18 protein-coding genes and 3 pseudogenes are annotated in these 18,977 nt (G+C 70.9%); 11 read left to right on the forward strand and 10 right to left on the reverse strand.

Annotation, left to right across the window (positions count from 1 at the left end; translation table 11 throughout):
* The first annotated feature begins 35 nt into the window (after positions 1-35).
* Positions 36-479, forward strand: coding sequence for an SRPBCC family protein (locus OHT61_RS30255; protein WP_329042569.1), 444 nt, complete (start codon positions 36-38; stop codon positions 477-479).
* Positions 480-536: 57 nt separating this feature from the next.
* A complete protein-coding gene (locus tag OHT61_RS30260) occupies positions 537-920 on the forward strand; it encodes a VOC family protein (protein ID WP_329042570.1) in 384 nt (127 codons plus the stop codon).
* A 165-nt stretch (positions 921-1,085) separates the two neighbouring features.
* On the opposite strand, the gene OHT61_RS30265 is transcribed toward OHT61_RS30260, so the two are convergent.
* The 6 genes and pseudogenes from OHT61_RS30265 to OHT61_RS30290 form a co-directional block, all read right to left on the reverse strand.
* Positions 1,086-2,363 (reverse strand): MFS transporter, encoded by a 1,278-nt coding sequence (locus tag OHT61_RS30265; RefSeq protein ID WP_329042571.1) that lies wholly within the window; start codon positions 2,361-2,363, stop codon positions 1,086-1,088.
* Positions 2,364-2,416: 53 nt separating this feature from the next.
* Complete coding sequence (locus OHT61_RS30270) at positions 2,417-3,010, reverse strand: ArsR/SmtB family transcription factor (RefSeq protein ID WP_329042572.1); 594 nt, start codon at positions 3,008-3,010, stop codon at positions 2,417-2,419.
* A gap of 184 nt (positions 3,011-3,194) precedes the next feature.
* Positions 3,195-3,773: a restriction endonuclease gene (locus tag OHT61_RS30275; RefSeq protein WP_329042573.1), complete on the reverse strand. Its 579-nt coding sequence runs from the start codon at positions 3,771-3,773 to the stop codon at positions 3,195-3,197.
* A 259-nt stretch (positions 3,774-4,032) separates the two neighbouring features.
* The gene (locus OHT61_RS30280) at positions 4,033-4,449 is read right to left on the reverse strand and encodes a thiol-disulfide oxidoreductase DCC family protein (RefSeq protein WP_329042574.1); all 417 of its coding nucleotides are present in this window, start codon (positions 4,447-4,449) and stop codon (positions 4,033-4,035) included.
* Positions 4,450-4,552: 103 nt separating this feature from the next.
* Positions 4,553-4,939 carry a VOC family protein gene (locus OHT61_RS30285; RefSeq protein ID WP_329043440.1) on the reverse strand — a complete coding sequence of 129 codons (387 nt, stop codon included), beginning with the start codon at positions 4,937-4,939 and terminating at the stop codon, positions 4,553-4,555.
* Positions 4,940-5,230 (reverse strand): annotated as a pseudogene (locus tag OHT61_RS30290) (ArsR/SmtB family transcription factor); the annotation flags it as partial. It abuts the gene before it with no gap.
* A 236-nt stretch (positions 5,231-5,466) separates the two neighbouring features.
* Here OHT61_RS30290 and OHT61_RS30295 point away from each other — a divergent pair.
* Positions 5,467-6,540 carry a glycerophosphodiester phosphodiesterase family protein gene (locus OHT61_RS30295; protein WP_329042575.1) on the forward strand — a complete coding sequence of 358 codons (1,074 nt, stop codon included), beginning with the start codon at positions 5,467-5,469 and terminating at the stop codon, positions 6,538-6,540.
* A 157-nt stretch (positions 6,541-6,697) separates the two neighbouring features.
* On the opposite strand, the gene OHT61_RS30300 is transcribed toward OHT61_RS30295, so the two are convergent.
* Together OHT61_RS30300 and OHT61_RS30305 are read right to left on the reverse strand one after the other, a co-directional pair.
* Entirely contained in the window at positions 6,698-6,868 is a 171-nt protein-coding gene (locus tag OHT61_RS30300) for a hypothetical protein (RefSeq protein ID WP_327111647.1), read from the reverse strand.
* 712 nt (positions 6,869-7,580) lie between these two features.
* On the reverse strand, positions 7,581-8,309 hold the full coding sequence (locus OHT61_RS30305; RefSeq protein ID WP_329042577.1) for a hypothetical protein: 729 nt from the start codon (positions 8,307-8,309) through the stop codon (positions 7,581-7,583).
* A gap of 185 nt (positions 8,310-8,494) precedes the next feature.
* On the opposite strand from OHT61_RS30305, the gene OHT61_RS30310 reads away from it, so the two are divergent.
* From OHT61_RS30310 to OHT61_RS30320, 3 genes and pseudogenes are all read left to right on the forward strand, one after another.
* Entirely contained in the window at positions 8,495-9,229 is a 735-nt protein-coding gene (locus OHT61_RS30310; protein ID WP_329042579.1) for an alpha/beta hydrolase, read from the forward strand.
* A 300-nt stretch (positions 9,230-9,529) separates the two neighbouring features.
* Positions 9,530-10,792, forward strand: a complete 1,263-nt coding sequence (locus OHT61_RS30315; RefSeq protein WP_329042580.1) for an amidohydrolase — start codon at positions 9,530-9,532, stop codon at positions 10,790-10,792.
* Between the two features lie 99 nt (positions 10,793-10,891).
* A pseudogene (locus OHT61_RS30320) lies at positions 10,892-11,332 on the forward strand (GNAT family N-acetyltransferase); the annotation flags it as partial.
* Here OHT61_RS30320 and OHT61_RS32600 read toward each other — a convergent pair.
* Positions 11,327-11,419: pseudogene (locus tag OHT61_RS32600) on the reverse strand (hypothetical protein); the annotation flags it as partial. The pseudogenes OHT61_RS30320 and OHT61_RS32600 overlap by 6 nt on opposite strands.
* Positions 11,420-11,607: 188 nt before the next feature.
* Between OHT61_RS32600 and OHT61_RS30325 the strand changes: the two are divergent.
* The 5 genes from OHT61_RS30325 (at position 11,608) to OHT61_RS30345 (ending at position 17,208) form a co-directional block, all read left to right on the forward strand.
* Entirely contained in the window at positions 11,608-11,976 is a 369-nt protein-coding gene (locus OHT61_RS30325; protein ID WP_329042583.1) for a nuclear transport factor 2 family protein, read from the forward strand.
* 280 nt (positions 11,977-12,256) lie between these two features.
* Positions 12,257-13,102 (forward strand): GNAT family N-acetyltransferase, encoded by an 846-nt coding sequence (locus tag OHT61_RS30330; protein WP_329042585.1) that lies wholly within the window; start codon positions 12,257-12,259, stop codon positions 13,100-13,102.
* A gap of 156 nt (positions 13,103-13,258) precedes the next feature.
* Positions 13,259-14,158 carry an ABC transporter ATP-binding protein gene (locus OHT61_RS30335; RefSeq protein WP_443049585.1) on the forward strand — a complete coding sequence of 300 codons (900 nt, stop codon included), beginning with the start codon at positions 13,259-13,261 and terminating at the stop codon, positions 14,156-14,158.
* Complete coding sequence (locus tag OHT61_RS30340; RefSeq protein ID WP_329042586.1) at positions 14,155-15,135, forward strand: iron-siderophore ABC transporter substrate-binding protein; 981 nt, start codon at positions 14,155-14,157, stop codon at positions 15,133-15,135. The genes OHT61_RS30335 and OHT61_RS30340 overlap by 4 nt, the downstream gene beginning before the upstream one ends.
* Before the next feature lie 6 nt (positions 15,136-15,141).
* Complete coding sequence (locus OHT61_RS30345) at positions 15,142-17,208, forward strand: iron ABC transporter permease (protein ID WP_329042587.1); 2,067 nt, start codon at positions 15,142-15,144, stop codon at positions 17,206-17,208.
* Positions 17,209-17,329: 121 nt separating this feature from the next.
* On the opposite strand, the gene OHT61_RS30350 is transcribed toward OHT61_RS30345, so the two are convergent.
* Positions 17,330-18,958, reverse strand: a complete 1,629-nt coding sequence (locus tag OHT61_RS30350) for a hypothetical protein (protein WP_329042589.1) — start codon at positions 18,956-18,958, stop codon at positions 17,330-17,332.
* Positions 18,959-18,977 lie beyond the last annotated feature (19 nt).

The raw sequence follows: 18,977 nt of genomic DNA on the forward strand, positions 1-18,977 counted from the left end.
GCCGCGTCCGCACCCGTCATCTGAAAGGGGAACCCATGGCACGGTTCGAGGCGACGGTGGAGATCGACCGCCCTGTCGACGAGGTGTACGCCTTTCTCGCCGACGGCGAGAACGACAAGAAGTTCAGCCCGCGTGTGCAGAGCATCTCCAAGACGCCCGGGGGCCCGACGGCGGTGGGCACCGTCTTCCGGAGCACCGTGAAGGACGCGGGCATGACGACCCAGCGCGAGTTCCGGATCAGCGAACTCGTCGCGCCGACGCGGATCCGCTGGCAGGAGCAGTCGTCGAACCTCGTCACGGCCAAGGAGGGTGGCTACGATCTGGAGCCCTTGCCGGACGGTCGGACAAAGGTGCGCATCTACAACGACCTGGAGGGTCACGGTCTCGGCAAACTCCTGGTCGGCTTCGCCGCCTCCGCCGCGCGCAAGGACGCGCCGGCGTTCGGGCAGCGGATCAAGTCGGCGGTGGAAGCGTCGTGAGTGAGCGTTCCGCCCGGGTTCGCGGGGCCGGAATCCGGCCGGCGTAGGGTCGCCCCCATGCATGTACTGAGCAGCCGTGTCCTGCTGAGGCCCCGCGATCCCGAGGTGTCCCGCGAGTTCTACGGACGCACCCTCGGGCTCGCCGTCTACCGGGAGTTCGGTACCGGTCCCGAGCGCGGGACGGTGTACTTCCTCGGCGGCGGCTTTCTCGAGGTGTCGGGCCGTTCGGACACCCCGCCGACGGACACGCTTCGGCTGTGGCTGCAGGTCGCCGACTGCTCCGCGGCGCACGACGAACTGTCACGGGGCGGGGCGCACATCCTCCGCCCCCCGGTGAAGGAGCCCTGGGGGCTGATCGAGATGTGGATCGCGGACCCGGACGGGCACCGCATCGTGCTGACCGAGGTTCCGGCGGATCACCCGTTGCGCTTCCGCCCGTGACTCCGGTGCCCTGCCGGAGAGACGTGGTCGTACGCCCCTGCGATGCCGTGGGCGCTGATTCTTGACAGCGTGCGGAGTCGGAGGAGTGCGGGGAAGTGCTCGCGTGGCCTGCCGCCCCGGCCTGATGGCCGTACGGACTCGGGCGTCGACAGGCCACCATGTCCGTCACGGCGACGCCGATCCGGCGCGTGGCAGTTCGGCCTGGCGTACCGCCGCGGACCGCAGGGCGACGAGTGCGCCGATCCCGGCGAACGCGCCGCACCCCACGAAGACAGGAGCGGCACCCCAGGCCCCGATGGCCGCACCGACGAGGGGATAGCTCAGTGGAGCCAGGCCGAGCACGCTAAGCATGACGACCGATGTCACCCGGCCCAGATAGGCGGGGTCCGCCGCGGTCTGCACGAGGGCGTTCCCCAGACTTCCGCAGAGGCCCATGGCGGCGCCCACGGCCGTGGCCAGCGCGACGGCGAGCGGCAGGCTCGGCACCAGTGCGATGGCTGCCCCGCCCACGCACCCCACGGGCAGTGTGCCGACGAACAGCCTTCCGGCCCGTGGCAGACCTCCGGCGATCGTGAGCAGCACCGCGCCGGCGGCGGCACCCGCCCCGAAACCGCTGACGATCCATCCGTATCCCGAAGGGCCCCAGCCGCGCTCGCTGTTGAGCAGCACCATGCCGACGTTGAGTATGCCGATGAGCCCCAGTTCGGTGATGGCGGTGACCACGACGAGCGGGCCGATCAGACGATGGCGGCGTACGTAGCGCAGACCGTCCACGAGGCCCGTGCCCGGGACGGCGCCTGCCGCCGGCCGCTCGTGGCCGTGCCCGGCGAGAGGGCGGAGCCGCACCGTCAGCAGGAGCGGCAGAGACAGCGCGAAGAGCAGTCCGGCGACCGCGAAGGTGGTGGCCGCTCCGCCGAACCCCATGGTGAGTCCGCCGATCGGTGGTCCCACGATCTGGCTGAACCGCATCGACAGCGATTTCATACCGGTGAGGCGTGCGAGCTGGTCCGGCGTGGTCATCCGCGGCGGCAGTGCCCCCACCGCCGGTACGAACAGCGCATCGACCGCGCCGAAGACCAGGGCCAGCGTCACCAGGATCCACACGGCGGGTGCGGTCACCGCCACGAAGGCCGCCACGAGGAGGATGAACAGACAGCGCACGGAGTCACCGGCGATCACCACCCTGCGCAGCCCCCACCGGTCGGCCGCCACCCCGCCGCCCAGCATGAGCAGGGCTCTCGGTAACGCGCCCGCGGCCATCACCAGGCCGACCTCGGTCGGCCCCGCCACCTTCTGAGCGGACCAGCCCAGTGCCACGAAGTACACACCGTCGCCTACGAGGGACAGCGTGAACGCCGCCAGCCATCGGAGGACGTTGCCGTCGCGGTACGCGGGCCGGAGTCCGGCGGGTCGTTCGTGAGCGGTCTTGACCAGGGAAGCCATCGTCTTCTCCCGTGAGTCGGAGTCGGAGTCGGGTCCGGGAAGGGCGGGGGAGTTCAGGGGCGGAACGGGAAGCCGTACATGTGCACCGCCACCCGCTCGCGTCCGCCGGTCTCGCCGGCGGCCTCGGCTGCCTTGCCCCGCTCACGCCAGCGCCGGGACAGCGCCATCAACTCGAAGTTCATCTCCGCCAGTTCAGGAGCGGTGAGGGCGAACAGGTACTCCGAACTGAACGCCGCGTTCGACCACTCCTCGTCCCAGGTGCCCGCCTGGTCCAGATAGGTGCGGTGCAGGGCGGTGCGGCTGTCCATGATGCTTCGGGTCACCGCGCCCAGAACTGCCGCACCCTCGGGCGTCTTCCTGAAGTCCGAGTCCCGGAAGCCCCAGCCCTCCTCCGAAGCCACCTGCCACCACCGCTCACGCCCGTCGGTGCCGCCCTCGGACGCCCCGGCGACGAAGCCGTGTTCCGCCAGCTTGCGCAGGTGATAGCTGACCAGGGACGGAGCCTGATCGACCTGTTCCGCGAGCTGTGAGGCGGTCGCGGTTCCGGCTGCGTAAAGGAGCCGGTAGAGCTGCATCCTCAGGGGGTTGGTGAAGGCCTTGAGGCGGGAGAGGTCGGTGATCTTCTCGGGCGTGGGCTTCGGCTGCATGAGGGCAGCGTAGGTATGAAAACTAATTTGCGCAATAAAAATTTCGCATCGTGCGGTGCGTGAGCCACGGACCAACTGCGGTGCGGGCAGGGCTATATGGTGTGGCGCCCGGCTTGGGCGATCCGGCCGTTTCCTGCCGGACGGGGCACGGAACAGGCGGCGCCCACGGGCCCGCCATCAGCGCTCAGCCGTGGTCGGGACGCAGCCTGCGGTTGGTCCCGGACCGGCCGATGTCCAGGTCCAGGAACGTGGAGAGCCCGGTGCCGCTGTTCCAGAAGCCGAGCAGGTCGACATCGACCAGGGTCAGGCGCTGTGCTTCGGCGAACGCGCGAGCAGGGCCGGTGAAGACGCAGGACGCGACGAACAGGGGCACATCGGCACCATGGTGCGCGCGGGCGGTGCCGTTGAAGGTCTGGATGTCCCTGCTTCCCACCGCGCGGTGCTTCGCGTAGCGCTTGCACTGCACGACCAGTTTTCTGCCGTCCGGCAGGAAGCCGATCACATCGGCGCCCAGGTCGCCGGCGCCTCCGACCCGTCGGACGGCGGTGCAGCCGTCGCGACGGCACAACTCCGCCACGTACTCCTCGAACTCGCGATCGTTCATCTCCCAGACCGCGTCCAGCGACCGCCGGGCTCGTCGACGCGCGTCCTCGGAGAGCCGGGCCGCCTCGGCCCTCGCCTCACGCCGTCCCGCACGTACGATTCCCGTGACCACGGCCGAGGAGACCCCGGCGACCAGCGCCACCAGCCATGCCGTCCCCATGCGTGCCCCCCGGTCGAGTGCCGTCCGACCTGTGGCTCCCCAAGCAGCGGCACTTTCATCCGGAGACGACTGGTCCAGATCCGGCCATTCAGGGGCGCCGAGCGCGGAGGCGGTGGTGACGAGCCGGCTTGTCGCGCAGAGGCGACCCGTGGCGACCCGTGCCGGAAGCCGGTGCGGGCGGTCCGTGCGTCCAGCGCGGCGCCGCCTGTCGGCTCACACGGTCGACACCTCTGTCGTCTGCGAGGGTCCGAGCGAGGTGTCAGCGGGTGTTCCGCGGCTCCGTGCCGTGCGGGCCCTGTCGTTGAGCGGCGGGCACCGCGCACGCCGGAGTGCCGCCGGGCATCCTGTCGCGGTGGTTCGCCACGAGCCGGTAGACGCCGTGGGCGAGCAAGCGGGCCGGGGGCAGGGTGAGCAGTGCGCCCAGGACGCTCCAGACCCCACCGGAGCTCAGCAGGAGCTTGGCGACGGCCTGGGCGCCGCCGTACACCGAGCCGTTCGGAGTGGTCCACAGGAGTTCGTACTCGGCCCGTTCCCGGGTGACGCCGAGTGACTCCAGATCCGCGAACTGCCAGGGCGTGATCTCGCAGCGGGGCCGCAGGCGGCGTTCGGCGAAGACGACCGACGACGTGCAGAAAGCGCAGTCTCCGTCGTAGATGAGCACAGGTCGGGTCCGCATACGCCCATGATGCCGCATCCCGTGTCCCGCAGTGTGCCGCCGTCGGTGCGGGACAGTGGTGGGGTGCGGGCGCGGACGATCCGTCCGCCGCCCTGCCGATGCTCTATTCGCTGTGCACGATCTGGATGAGGTTGCCGCAGGTGTCGTCGAACACGGCCGTGGTGACGGGTCCCGTCTCCAGAGGCTCCTGGGTGAAGTGGACGCCGAGACCGCGCAGTCGGCCGAACTCCGCGTGCACGTCGTCCACGGCGAAGGAGGTCGCCGGAATGCCGTCGTCCACCAGCGCGCTCTTGTAGGGCCCCACCGCCGGGTGACTGTCGGGTTCCAGCAGCAGCTCGGTCCCGTCGGGCGCTTCGGGGGAGACGAGCGTCAGCCATCGGTGTTCGCCCAGCGGCACTTCGGTCTTCTTCACGAACCCCAGGATGTCCGTGTAGAAGCGCAGTGCCTTCTCCTGGTCGTCCACGAAGACACTGGACAGGTGGATCCTCATGGGTGCGCTCTCCGTCGTTTCGGGCCGAAGCCATCGGTTCAGGATGTGTTCGAGCGGTTCGGCGTCCAGGTCATGGAACTTGTAGCGGCCCTCGCGCCGCGAACGGACCAGGCCCGCGGACTCCAGAACGGCCAGATGCTGGCTGACCGCCTGGCGTGACAGCCCCGGTCCTTGCTCCGACGCCAGGCGCGCGCAGATCTCGAACAGGGTCTGACGGCCCCGCTCCGCCAGCCCGTCGAGGATGCGCCGACGGGTCGGGTCGGCCAGCGCCTTGAAAACATCCTCCGCCACGGCGCCACCATAGGCAAGCACCCACTTGCCTATCAAGGGGCGTGTGTGCACGGATGCCGACGGGTAGGGGGACCGGTGGTCCGGCGGCCTCGACCGATGGTTCGTGATGCGTCCGGCTCGCTCGGAAGTTACCGTTTCGCGGGCGTTCACGCGGTTCTCACGTCCGGTCTGCGTCGTGGTCGGCCTCCCCGGATTGGCTTCCCGACGTCCGGCAATACGAACGTAACGAGGCATACATGTCCCTGAGGCACACAGCGACCGTCCTGGCCCTTCTCCCCGCACTCGCCGTCCCGGCGGTCGCCCAGGCGGACACGGCCCACCACGACCACAGACCGCATCGCGGTGCCTCGTTCGACCTTCAGGCCCACCGGGGAGGGCTCGGGATGACCACCGAGGAATCACTCGAAGGCTTCGGGAAGGCGATACGCCTGGGGGTCAGCACCCTTGAGCTGGACACCCAGATCACCAAGGATCAGAAGGTCGTCGTGAACCACGACCGTCAGATCAGTGCGCAGAAGTGCCAGGACACCGGTCCGGTCACGCCGGGCGACCCCATGTACCCGTACGTCCGCAAGTACATCAAGGACCTGACGCTCGAGCAGATCAAGAGCATGGACTGCGGTTACCAGCAGCTGCCCGGCTTCCCCGAGCAGGAGCAGGTCAAGGGCTTCCGCATGGTGGAGCTCAAGGACGTGCTCAACCTGGTCAAGCACTACCGGGCGAAGCACATCAAGCTGAACATCGAGACCAAGGTGGAGGCCGGGGCGCCCGAGCAGACCGCGCCCCGCGAGCTCTTCGTGCGACGCGTCTTCGAGGAGATCCACCGCTCGGGCATCGAGAAGCAGGTCACCATCCAGTCCTTCGACTGGGGGGCGCTCAAGGCGATGCACAAGCTCGCGCCCCGCTACCCCCTGGTGGCCCTGACGAACTACGACTTCCTGCAGGTGGGCAAGCCCGGAGCGTCACCCTGGCTCGGCGGCATCGACGCCGACGACTACGACGGCGACTTCGTGAAGGCGGCCGCCTCCATCAGCGGAGTCACCGCACTGTCCCCCAACTACGGCTTCCCCCAGAACGGCACCGTCGCGGACCCGGACTTCCGGTTCTACCCGGACAAGCAGATGGTCTCGGACGCCCACCGGCGCGGACTCAAGGTGATCCCGTGGACCTGTGACGACCCCGCCACGATCGAGGCCCTGATGGACCTGGGCATCGACGGGCTCATCACCGACTACCCGAACCGCGTGCGGGACATCATGGCCGACCGTGGCATGCGCCTCCCCAAGGCATACCCGGCGCCGCGCCACTGACGAGCGACCGCCCGCACCCGCAGGCCGTCGGATCGGTGGCAGATCCATCCCGGACATGAGCGAGTCGGACAGTCCCGACGTACCCGTCGCATGCCCCGAAGGGGGCTGTGCGCGATGGCGCGGAGACTGTCCGACCCGGTCCTGCCTCAGGCGGAAGTCACCGTCTGCCGACGCGGCGTCCATGGCCGATGCCGGCGACGTGAAGAGCCAGCAGACCGAGCCCGATCAGCATCACATTGACCGAGGAGAAGACATCGTTGGTCGTGATGTCGGCCGCGTTGATCAGGAAGGATATGAAGAACAGCACTGCCGCTGCGATTGCCAGCATGACGTAGCTCCTTAGTCGGTTGGAACCCGTGTGCCCCGGCGCGCGAGATACAGACCTGGCCACGGGCGTCGTTCGGTCCGGGGCAGCCGGACCGCACCTGCGACAGGCCGGGCCCGCGCCGCGCGTGCCGGCCGGGAGTCGTCGGCCGCCGGGAAGCCCGCCGATCGCCGGACGGCGCTGTCACGTTGAGGCGAGGATCCTGCTCGGACGTACGGAGAGGCCGCGTGTACGAGCAACGGCGCACCGAGTTCTCCCGCGACCGGCTTGACGGGCGTGCGATACCCGACGATCTCCGCTGTTGCCGGTGGCCCAGTGGGACGGCCGCACCGACTTGACCCGTCTTCTCCGCCTCGACTTCCGTCAACGCCGCGGCGGGCATGGCCGCATACGTCAAACTCGTGGCGAAGGGCGGAAAGGGCTGGGGTCGGCTACCGGTTGCATCCGCCGAACCCACGGGCCCTGCGTGGCGCCTCATCGAGTTGGACACCGAGTTCAGCTTCTGGAACATGGAGGAGCCGAGCGCGAGAGACGCGGCCTGCGATGAACGGGCGGACACCGCCGCCCCGCCGTCCGTCACAGCGGAAGGCGGTCGGTCCGGCGGGCGCAGTTCTGGAGACGGGCCGTTCGCGGAGCGGGCGGCCCACGCCGCGAAGACGTCGTCCGCTGGGCCCCGTCGGTGCGAGCGGCTGCCTCAGTGGTGCGGGACGGGACCTCACCGCCCGGCAGGGTGCTGGTCGTGCAGCCAGATCCGCAGCGGCCCGATCGGCTCGAAGCCATGGCGCAACGCCGCTGACAGCGCTTCGCCGTGTTCGTATCCGACCAGTGGCAGAGCGGGGAACAGACCGTGCACCGCCGTGAGCACGAAGGGCCACGCGGCGTCCGGACCACCTTCCACCGCGAAGACGTTGGAGATGCCCACGGCCCCCTCGCTGACGGTCGCCACGGCGCCGGCTGCGGTCCGGCCGTCGGACGACCGCTCGGCGAGCACGAAGGTGGCGGGGTCGTCCAGGAGCTCCGGCCGGAAGACATCCGCGTGACCCTCGCCCTGGTCCCAGGTGTCCGCCCAGGCGCGTAGTTGCGCAGGACTCTCCACCACCTCCCACGCACGATCACCGGTGTCGGCGGACCCGCCGGCCGGCCGGTACACCCACTGAGCCTCGAACAGGATGCGATAGCCGAGGGCCGACAGGTCGACATCGGCGAAACTGTCCTTGACCGACGCACCGGGCGTCGTGGCGTCCACGCCTTCCGCCACGGTGGCCGGGGCGGTGTTCGGCGCGAGGGTCACGGCATCGGGGTGGAAGAGCGGCGTCCGGACCGGCGCGTGCCAGACCCTCGTGCCGAACTCGCTCTCCACACCGTGGGACCGGCTCATCGCGGCACACCACTCGGCGTTGTTCCGGGCGGCCGTCCGGACCAGGTGCTGCCTCGCTGTCGTCACAGGTGGGGAGCATGGCCCTTCCGGCAGTTCCTGTCGAACGGTTTTCGCTGTGCTAGGTTCCGTGGCGCCCAGTCCGGCCGACCGAGGAGGTGAGTCCGATCAACGCTGTGACAGGTCGGGCCTCCCTCACGAGCCGCACAGGCTGAGGGAGTGCCCGCACAAGGCATCCCGAAAGGCGTGAAAGCATGCGTTTCCTCTCTCGTTCCCTGTCCGACGGCGTATCCGAGGAGCTCATCTCCTTCGGCGCACTTCCCGGTGTGCTGTGGACACGCGAGGGTTCCGTCGGCACCCGCCCGCTGATCCTCATGGGGCACGGCGGCGGTCAGCACAAGAAGGCTCCCGACATCACGCGGAGAGCCCACCACTTCGTGACCGAGGGCGACTTCGCGGTGGTCGCCGTCGATGTGCCCGGCCACGGCGACCGGCCGACCGAGGAGGCACTCGACCGGCTCGCGGGGGAGAACCGGGCGCGCATCGACGCGGGCGAAGCACCGGCCCCGCTCATCGCCGGTTTCCAGGCGATGGTGGCCCGCCGGACCGTGCCCGAGTGGCGGGCGGTCCTGGACGCGGTCCAGCGGCTGGACCACGTGGGCGCCGGTCCCGTCGGTTACTGGGGGGTGTCGTTGGGCTGCGGACTCGGCGTGCCCTTTGTCGCTGCCGAGCCCCGGGTCCGCGCCGCGGTACTCGGCCTCGGCGGACTGCCGGACCCCCGGGACGACACCGCCTCCCGGATCACCGTGCCCGTCGAGTTCCTTCTGCAGTGGGACGACGAGCGGGTGCCCCGCGCGGACGGCCTGGCCCTGTTCGACGCGTTCGCTTCCGCAGACAAGACGCTGCGTGCCCATCCCGGCCGGCACGCCGGCATCCCGGAACGCGAGCCGGCCGACGCACTGGCTTTCTTCTCCCGGCACCTCCGCTGACACAGGGCGCCGCTTCCGCGCGTGCCGGGGCGGGGCTGAGGTGGATGTGTCCGGTAAGGAACGGCCCCGAGTCCAGCCACGTGTGAGCAGTCGTCAGGTTCGGCGAGCGGTCCCGCCCTGCCGAGTGGGAACTGCCCGCCCAGGCGGCAGGAACTCTCGTGATCCGCCTGCCGAAAGGGCGTGCCGGGAGAATGCGGAGCCACACGCTCCGGCGTGTCGGGGCCGGAGGGCGCTCCGCGGGCCGACGGCCGGTAACCTCGGCCTGACCAGCGAAGACGTGAGCAACCACAGGGAGTCAGGATGACCGACAGCGCCCGCACCGTGCTGGCCGGCCTCGACCGCATCCGCGACGACATCGAGGATCTCTACAAGGACCTCCACCGGAACCCTGAGCTGGGACTGGAGGAGCACCGGACGGCGGGCAAGGCCGCCGAGCTCCTGCGCGGCCTCGGCTGCCGGGTCGTCGAGGGCATCGGCGGCACCGGCGTGGTCGGCGTCCTGACCAACGGTGACGGCCCGACGGTCATGGTCCGGGCGGACATGGACGGCCTGCCGGTCCGGGAGCAGACGGGACTGCCCTACGCGTCCACCGTGACGACGACCGGGCGGGACGGCACGGAGCAGCCGGTGATGCACGCCTGCGGGCACGACGTGCACATCGCTTCGCTGATCGGCTGCGTGCGCCTGCTGGCCGAGTCCGAGGATTCCTGGAAGGGCACCTTCGTGGCGCTTCTCCAGCCCTCCGAGGAACCGGGCGACGGCGCCGACGCGATGGTCGCCGACGGCCTCACCGACAAGGCACCACGCCCGGACGTGGTGCTGGCCCAGCACGTCCTGAACTATCCGGCGGGTTACGTCGGCACCCGGGCCGGATCGTTCATGTCCGCCGCGGACAGTCTGCGGATCACGGTCCACGGCCGGGGTGGCCACGGTGCCATGCCGCAGACGGCGGTCGATCCCGTGGTGATGGCCGCGATGATCGTCGTGCGGCTCCAGACGATCGTCTCCCGGGAGATCGCGGCGCTCACTCCGGTGGTGGTCACGGTCGGCAGCATCCACGCGGGGACCGGCCCCAACATCATCCCGGACCGCGCGGTCATGCAGGTCAACGTGCGTACGTACGACGACGCCACCCGTACCCACGTGCTGCAGGCCATCGAGCGCATCGTCAAGGCCGAGTGCCAGGCGTCCGGGGCACCCAAGCCACCCGAGTTCGAGAAGATCGTCTCCTTTCCCCCCACGGTCAACGACGCCGGGACGACCCGGCGCGTAGCCGAGGCGTTCGCCGGCCACTTCGGGTCCGACGCGCACACCATCGACCTCCAGACCGCGAGCGAGGACATGAGCAGGATTCCCGAGGCCTTCGGTGTCCCGTTCACCTATTGGGGCATCGGCGGAGGCGCCCCGGCGCCGGACGAGGGGGAGGGGGCGGACGGGTCGGCCGCAGCCCCGAGGCCGGGCAACCACAGCCCGTACTTCGCCCCGGTCCTCCAGCCCACCTTGGACACCGGCGTGAGCGCGCTGGTGGTCGCGTCACTCGCCTGGCTGGCGGTCGAAGCGTGAATCCTCCGGGTTCCGGCCGGGAGGACGGCTGACCCGGCGTCCGCGCGGAACCGCGTGCGGCTGGCCGTTCACGGCTGTCCGACTGCCACAATCTGCGGCATGCACGTCCCTTCCCGCACCCCTCGGTGGCCGGTCGCCCTGGCCACGGGCCGGCTGCTTCTCCGCCCGATCGAGCGCAGGGACGTGGCCTTCCTGTCGCTCGTGTGGACCGATCCCGATGCGCGGCGCCACTTGGGCGGGCCTCTGAGCGCGACGGCACTGAGCGCCCGAGAGGATGGGTGCGTCGGGCACTTCGGAGCTTTCGTCATCGTTCGCCGCACGGACCGAGCCGTGCTCGGCCTGGTGTCCGTCGAACCCCGCTCCCGTTGGCAGGGGCGGACCGAGGTGTCGTACCAACTGCTGCCCGCGCACCGGCGCCGTGGTTACGGCAGAGAAGCGGTCGGTGCGGCAGTGGACTGGGCGCTCGGTGACGCCGACTTCGGGCCGGCGGGTGTGGTGGCGGTGACCCAGGAGGCGAATCACCGTTCTCGTCGCTTGCTCGAATCGCTGGGCACGGGCCTGATCGATCACGTCGTCGAGTGGGACGCGCGGCAAGCGGTGTACGCCCTGGACCACGAGCGCACGCACCTCGGACGGTCTGTCGTCAGGTACGAGGAACTGCCGGGCACCTCACCTCACGGTTCGATCCGGACGCCCGGATCGGACCCGGCCGCGTCGTAGCCCTGGAGAATCACACCGCGCTGTCGCCCCGCCGGCGCCCGGCGGGTCCGGCTGATGACGCCGGGCGCCGGCACCAGGGGTCCTACAGTGCGGGTATGGCGGATGACGACGGTGAGCAGGCGGTCCGGGCGGCGATCGAGGGGGAGCTTCGGCTGCTGGATCCCGAGGTGCGGGCATCGCCGGACCTCGTCACCCAGCTTCTCGACCCCGGGTTCGCCGAGATCGGTGCGTCCGGCAGGCGTTGGGACGCCGCATCGATTCTCAAGGTGACCGGGGACGGATCGGTGAGTTCGCAGCGGCCGGTCGAGGTCGGTGCCATGTCCGGCTCCGTGCTGGCTCCGGGCGTCGTCCACCTGACGTACCGCACCGAGCACGACGGGCGCAGTGCGTGGCGCAGTTCGCTGTGGCGGAGGACGGAATCCGGCTGGCGCCTGTACTTCCACCAAGGGACCCCCGTCGACTGAGCGGGTAACGCGACGGCGGTCAAGCGGCGTTGCCGGAGAGGGCACCCCGTTCGGGTTGCCGGCCCGGTCGGGGCCTGTGCCGTACGCGGGACGGAATGCGGCCGGAGGCAGGGGTGTTCCGGCCGATCCCGGGGCGGACCCGCGTCCGGGACGGTGCCGGGACGCTCCGAGGCTGTGCCGTCGGACCCTAGGCTCTGTTCGCCGGGTTTCCACGCGTGGTGACGACGCCGCGGGCCCGGGGCAGTCGAGTCCTGCCACCCACCGGCGAAGGAGCGAAGCGGTGACGTCGTTCGAAGTGACCACAGCAAGTGTCGCGGGCATGTCGAGGTTCACCGAGTGGGCGGAGGACGAGGGATGGAACCCTGGACTCTCCGACGCCCTGCTCCTCCACTCGGCGGATCCCCGGGGCTTCTTCCTCGGACAGCTCGACGGTGAACCCGTGGCCTCCGTATCCGCGGTGCGCTACGGCACGGACTTCGGCTTCCTCGGGTTCTACATCGCCCGCCCCGAGGTCCGCGGGCAGGGATACGGCATCCGTATGTGGCATGCCGCGATGGACCACCTCGCCGGCCGCAACGTCGGCCTCGACGGAGTGGTGGAGCAACAGGAGAACTACCGCAGGTCCGGGTTCCGGCGGGCATGGACCCATGTGCGTCACGCCGGTGTCCCGACCGGGGGCGGGGTCGCGCCGGGCGTCCGGCTGACGGACGGACGGGACGTGCCTTTCGGGCTGCTCGCGGACTACGACCGGCGCTTCTTCCCCGCGGACCGTCAGGCCTTCCTCTCCCAGTGGATCGGCCACCGCTCACACACGTCATTGGCAGCCGTGCGTGACGGGAGGCTGGAGGGGTTCGCCGTCATGCGGCCGGCCGTGACCGGATCCCGCATCGGCCCGCTCCACGCCTCGTCGCCGGACATCGCGTCCTCCCTCGTCCACGAACTCGCGGGCCGGACGCCCGGAGACCCCGTGGCCCTGGACGTGCCGGACATCAACTCGGCGTCCATGAAGCTGATGGAACGCCTCGGGCTGGAGGCCACCTTCGAGTGCGCCCGCATGTACACGGGGCCCACCCCGGACGTCGACACCGCAGGCATGTTCGCCGCGACCACGATCGAACTCGGCTGACCCCGCGGGCAGACGCCGCCGGGCGCGGCCCGGCTGTGGTGGCCCCGCGCCCCGCGCCCCGCGCCGCACGGTGCACCGGCGCGCTCGGGGCCGCTCATGCCCGTAACGAGGGGGTGCGGTCAACAGCATGCATTAGGTGAGGCTAACCTAATGCCCATGAGAGCTGGTGAGAGCACTTCTGGTGCTACGCATGCCCTGATGGCCGAGGGCATGCCACTGACGCGTGGCCACGGTCTGTCCGCAGACGGTGTGACCGTGGCGTACGGAAAGGTCGATGTCGTCCACGGGGCCGCCATCGCCCTGCGGCCCGCCGAGGTGACCGTCCTCGTCGGGCCGAACGGGAGCGGGAAGTCCACGCTGCTGAGGACGCTCGCCCGCCTGCAGAGCGCCCGTACCGGCTCGCTCACCGTCGACCCGGGTACGGACGAGGCCGCGGACGGCTTCGCCCTGAACGCCCGCGACTTCGCGCGGTGCGTCGCCCTCCTGACCCAGTCCCGGTCCACGCCCGGCGGGCTGACCGTCCGGGACGTCGTGGACTTCGGCCGCTACCCGCACCGGGGCCGATGGGGGCGCCCCGACCCCCGCGGAACCGCCGCGGTCGACCGCGCGCTCGGCCTGACCGGCGTCGGGGAACTGGCGGGGCGGGGCGTCGACCAGCTCTCCGGCGGACAGCTCCAGCGCGTATGGCTCGCGAGCTGTCTCGCCCAGGAAACGGGTGTCCTCCTCCTGGACGAACCCACCACCTACCTCGACCTTCGCTACCAGGTCGAACTCCTCGACCTGATACGCGATCTCGCCGACGACCACGGAATCGCCGTCGGTGTCGTCCTCCACGACCTCGATCAGGCGGCTGCCGTCGCCGACCGTGTCGCCCTGCTGAACGCGGGGCGCATCGTCGCCGACGGAACCCCCGAAGACGTGTTCACGCCCGAACTCCTGACGGATGTCTACGGCATCCGCATCGACGTCGGCACCGATCCGTCGACCGGCCGGCTGCGCACCCGCGCGATCGGCCGTCACCACTCCAGATCCGAAAGGCTCAGCACCTCCCGATGAGACGCAACCTTCTCGCCACGGCCGCCGTCGCCGTCGCCGCACTCTCCCTGGCCGCCTGCGGAACCACCGAGCCGTCCTCGGACGAGCCCGCCGCAGCGGACAAGCCCGCAGGGAAGATCACCCTCACCGACCACACCGGCGTGAAGGTGACCCTCGACGGCCCCGCCAAGAAGGTCGTCGCCACCGAGTGGAACGTGATCGAGGACCTGGTCGCCCTCGGGGTGGCCCCCGTCGGAGTCGCCGACGTGAAGGGCTACACCGCGTGGAACACCGCCGCCCCGCTCACCGGTGACCCCAAGGACATAGGGACCCGCGGCGAGCCGAGCATCGACACCGTCGCCGCCCTCGCGCCGGACCTCGTGGTGGCCACCACCGACCTCTCGCCCGCCGTCGTGAAGCAGCTCCGCAAGGTCGCGCCCGTCATCGAGGTGACCGCGGCCGACGCCGCCGACCAGATCGGCACGATGAACGACAGCATCGACCTCATCGCGAAGGCCACCGGCACCGAGACCAAGGCCGACGCACTCAAGAAGGACTTCGAGGCGAGCGTCGCCGAAGGCAAGAAGGCCCTTGAGGACGCCGGACTCGGCGGTGCGAAGATCGCGTCCGCCGACGGCTACGTCCAGGCGAACCAGGTGTCCGTCCGCGCCTACACGGGCGGCTCCCTCCTCGGCGCCGTCAACGAGCGGCTCGGCCTCGAGAACGCCTGGACCGTCAAGGGCGACAAGGACTACGGCCTCGCCACCACCGACGTCGAAGGCCTCACCGGCCTCGGCGACGTCCAGTTCACGTACGTCGCGAACGACGCCGACGGCGACGCGTTCAGCGGCCTCGCGAAGAACGCCGTGTGGAAGTCGCTTCCCTTCGTGAAGAACGGCGACGTGCACCGGCTGCCCGACGGCGTCTGGATGTTCGGCGGCCCCCGCTCGATGGAGGCGTACATCGACTCCCTCGTCGACGCCCTGACGAAGAAGTAGTCCGCCGTGGCCGTCATCGAGAACACCGCGGTCGGCCGTGACCGCACTGCCGCGGCCACGACGGGCGCGGTCGCGGTGGCGGCCGGGCTCGCCCTGCTGGTCGTGGTGCTCGCCGCGGTGGACATCACCCAGGGGACCGCCGACGTGGGTGCGGCGGAGGTGTGGCACGCACTCACCGGCACCGCCCAGGCGGGGGACGCCTCCGTCGTCGTCGCGTCCCGGCTGCCGAGGATGATCGCGGCCGTCCTCGTGGGAGTGGCACTCGGCATGTCCGGCGCCGCCCTCCAGGCGGTCAGCCGCAACGTGCTCGCGTCACCCGACACCCTCGCCGTCAACGCCGGCTCCTACCTGTCGCTGGGCGTCATCGCCGTCACCGGGACCACGCTGCCGCTCCTCGCCTCCTCGGGCGCCGCGTTCGTCGGCGGACTCGCGGCCACAGCCGTCGTGCTCGGCCTGTCCGGGATCGGCAGGGGCACCGTCCGCCTGGTCCTCGCGGGCAGCGCGCTCGCCCTGGGGCTCAACGCGGTGACCGAGGCGCTGCTCCTGCTGTTCCCCCAGCGGACCGAGGGTCTCTACCGGTGGGGGCAAGGGGGCGTCGGACAGAACGGATTCGACGGAGTGGCGCAGATGGCCCCGGTCATCGGCGTCGCCTTCGCGGGGCTGCTGCTCGTCGCCCGTCGCGTCGACGCCCTGGCTCTGGGCGACGACGCCGCGAGGGGACTCGGCGTACCCGTGCGGGGGACGCGCATCACCACCGTCGTGCTCGCGACCCTGCTCGCCGCGGCGGCAGTGACCCTCGCGGGACCGATCGGCTTCGTCGGCCTGTGCGCTCCCGCGCTCGTGCGGCCCCTCTCCCGTCGGTTCCGGGGACTCTCGCGGTCCCGGGTGAGCCTGCCGGTCACCGGACTCGTCGGTGCGGCGCTCGTGCTCGGCTCGGACGTACTGCTGCGCGCGGTGGTCCCGGCGGACCTGGCGGTGGAGGTGCCGACCGGTGTCGTCACGACCGTGGTCGGCGGCGTCTTCCTCGTCGTGATGGCACTCCGTACCCGCGACACCGCCGGCGCGGACGCCCCCGACCGGCTCCGGATACCCGGCAGGACGGCGTTCCTGACGACTGTCGTCGTGCTCGGTGTCGTGCTGGCCGGAGTGACGGTCGGGGCCGTGCTGCTCGGTGACTCGAAACTCCTGCTCGGTGACGTCGTGAACTGGGCGCAGGGGCACTCCGGACGGGTCGTCACCTACGTCCTCGACACGCGCGTGCCCCGGGTGACGGCCGCCCTCCTCGCGGGTGCGGCGCTCGCACTGTCCGGGACACTCGTGCAGGCCGTGACGCGCAATCCACTCGCGGAGCCGGGTGTCCTGGGTGTCTCCGGAGGCGCGGGCCTCGGTGCCGTACTGCTCGTCACGAGCGTGCAGGCTCCCGGTTCCTGGGCGATCGCCGCAGCCGCGTTCGGCGGGGCGGCGGTCGTGTCGTCGATCGTCTTCGGTCTGGCCGCGCGTGGTGGCTTCGGGCAGAACAGGCTGGTCCTGCTCGGTGTCGGGGTCTCGGCCGCGACCGCCGCGCTGATCAGTCTGGTCATCGTGCTGAGCGACCCGTTCGACACCACGCGGGCCCTGACCTGGCTGTCCGGATCGACTTACGGGCGGACCATGCCCGATGTCGTCCCGGTCGCCCTGGTGCTCGCCGTCGGCGTGGCCGCGGCCGTGGCCCGCCGCAAGGAACTCGATCTCGTCGCGCTCGACGAGGACACTCCGAAGCTGCTCGGTCTCGGCCTCACCCGGGCGCGTCTCGGCTTCCTCGTGCTGGCGGTCCTGCTCGGCGCCACCGCGGTGGCGGCGGCCGGCACGATCGGGTTCGTCGGGCTCGTCGCCCCGCATGCGGCACGCGCCCTCGTCGGACGCCGGCACGTACGCGTGGTGCCGGTCGCGCTCCTGCTCGGGGCCCTGCTGGTCGGCCTCGCGGACCTCGCCGGACGTACGGTGATCGCTCCTGCCCAGCTCGGTGCGGGTCTGATGACCGCCGTCATCGGAACCCCGTACTTCTTCTACCTGCTGGTCCGCACACGGCGCTGACACGACGTGGGGGCGGGGCGGGGGCCGGTCGTTCGGCCGGCGCCCCGCTCCTTCGGCGTAGCGCCCGCCGCTCCGTCCGACGAGGTGGGCCGGGCTCTCACCGCCCGGCCCACGCCGCGCGTCACCCCAGAGGCGTGGTGCACTTCGTCGTCGTGCCGTCCGACACACAGGCCCGAACCGCACGGCCGTCCGTCGCCTTCATCGTGCCGGCGTCGGCCACCTTCGCGTACGAACCACCCGGCTGCCGGTCCTCCAGCCAGGCGGTGACACCCGGGGAATCCGTACGCGCCCAGGCGTAGTAGTCGGTCACGGACCACTTCGGCCGCGAGCCCGTCAGCGTGACCCGGGCGCCGCTGGGCAGAGCCACCGTCGCCCAGTCGGTCGCGACCGAGGCCCACGTGGTGACGCTGCTCGCGAGGACGCCCTCGCACCTCTGACCCGGTGCGCACGGACCGATCGCGCCCGTCGTCCACGACTTGTCGATGTTGTTGCCCTGCTGGGTGGCGAACGCCCACTCCTTGCCGTCCACGACCAGCCCGGCGATCTCGTCCTTCGACAGCGGGTCGAGCGCGACCATCTTCGTCGTGCCCGAGGCGGTCAACCGCGCGCCGGGCAACGGCTCGGGGCGGGTGGTGCGTGAGTCGGCTCCGCCGGACGGGTGCCGCATGAGGGTGGCGGAGACGTCGGCGCGACCCGGCGGGAGTTCGGCCTCACCCCAGTAGTACAGGTGGTGAGGGTCCCAGGCCGGGCGGCCCTGGTAGATCTTCAGCCGGCCGCCCTGGAAGATGTTGGCATCCTCCACCGCGGTGGGCTTGTAGCTCGGCATCCACTCGGTCACGCTCGCCGGGTCGATGTCCGTGCACGGGAGTTCGGCGCACGGAGCCTGCGACGGAACCGTTGCCGTCGCGTCCGGGTCCCTCGTGCACTGCGTGCCCGTCGCGTCACTGACGCAGGCCCGCAGTTCCGGAAGCCAGGAGTACGCGCGGGTCGAGCCCGTCGTCGTACGGGAGGCGCCGGCCGGGGTGAAGGCGGTGTAGACGGGCCCCCAACGCCCCTCACCCTGCCAGGCCTCCAGCCAGAACCGTCCACCCGCCGGCAGTCCGCCCTCGGCCCAGCCCAGATAACTGCCCTGCTTCAGGCGTCCGTCCACCTTCTGCACGAACGCGCCCGACGGCAGCTCGACCCGGCGGTACTCGGGGCGGTCCACGTACGACCAGTCGGACGCCGGGATCGCGTCCGGGTCGGCGTCCGGACACCATCCCTCGCACGGTCCGGCCGGGACCACCTCGGCACCGTAGGAGGCGACACAGCCGCGCTGGGTGCCGTCCGTCACGCAGGCGCTGTTGGTGTACGCGCCCTGAGGGATGGAGGTCGAGTACACGAACATGCCGGTGGTTCCGGTGGTGTCACGGTACGAACGCGGGTGCTGCAGCGTCAGCTTGATGTTGATGCCGTCGCCCCAGTTCTCCTCGGCGCGCAGCCACGCGTGTCCCGCCGTGACCCCGGACCCGAACCGCACATCGGCCCACGCGTAGGTGCGGCTCGTGTCCCAGGCGGGCTTGCCCGTGTACAGGGTGATCCGGGTGCCCGAGGCGAGCGTCGTCTCCTTCAGGACCTTGGGCGCTCCGCCCGACGCCCAGGCCGTCACCAGCCCGGGATCGGCTCCCTCGCAGGGGAGTTGAGGGCAGGGGGCCGCCGCGGCGGCGGGCGCGGCCGTCGCCGTCGGTGCCGTCAGCAGGGCGGCGGTCACGGCGGCCGCCACCGCCGAG

This window comes from Streptomyces sp. NBC_00178, assembly GCF_036206005.1.
Classification (GTDB): domain Bacteria; phylum Actinomycetota; class Actinomycetes; order Streptomycetales; family Streptomycetaceae; genus Streptomyces.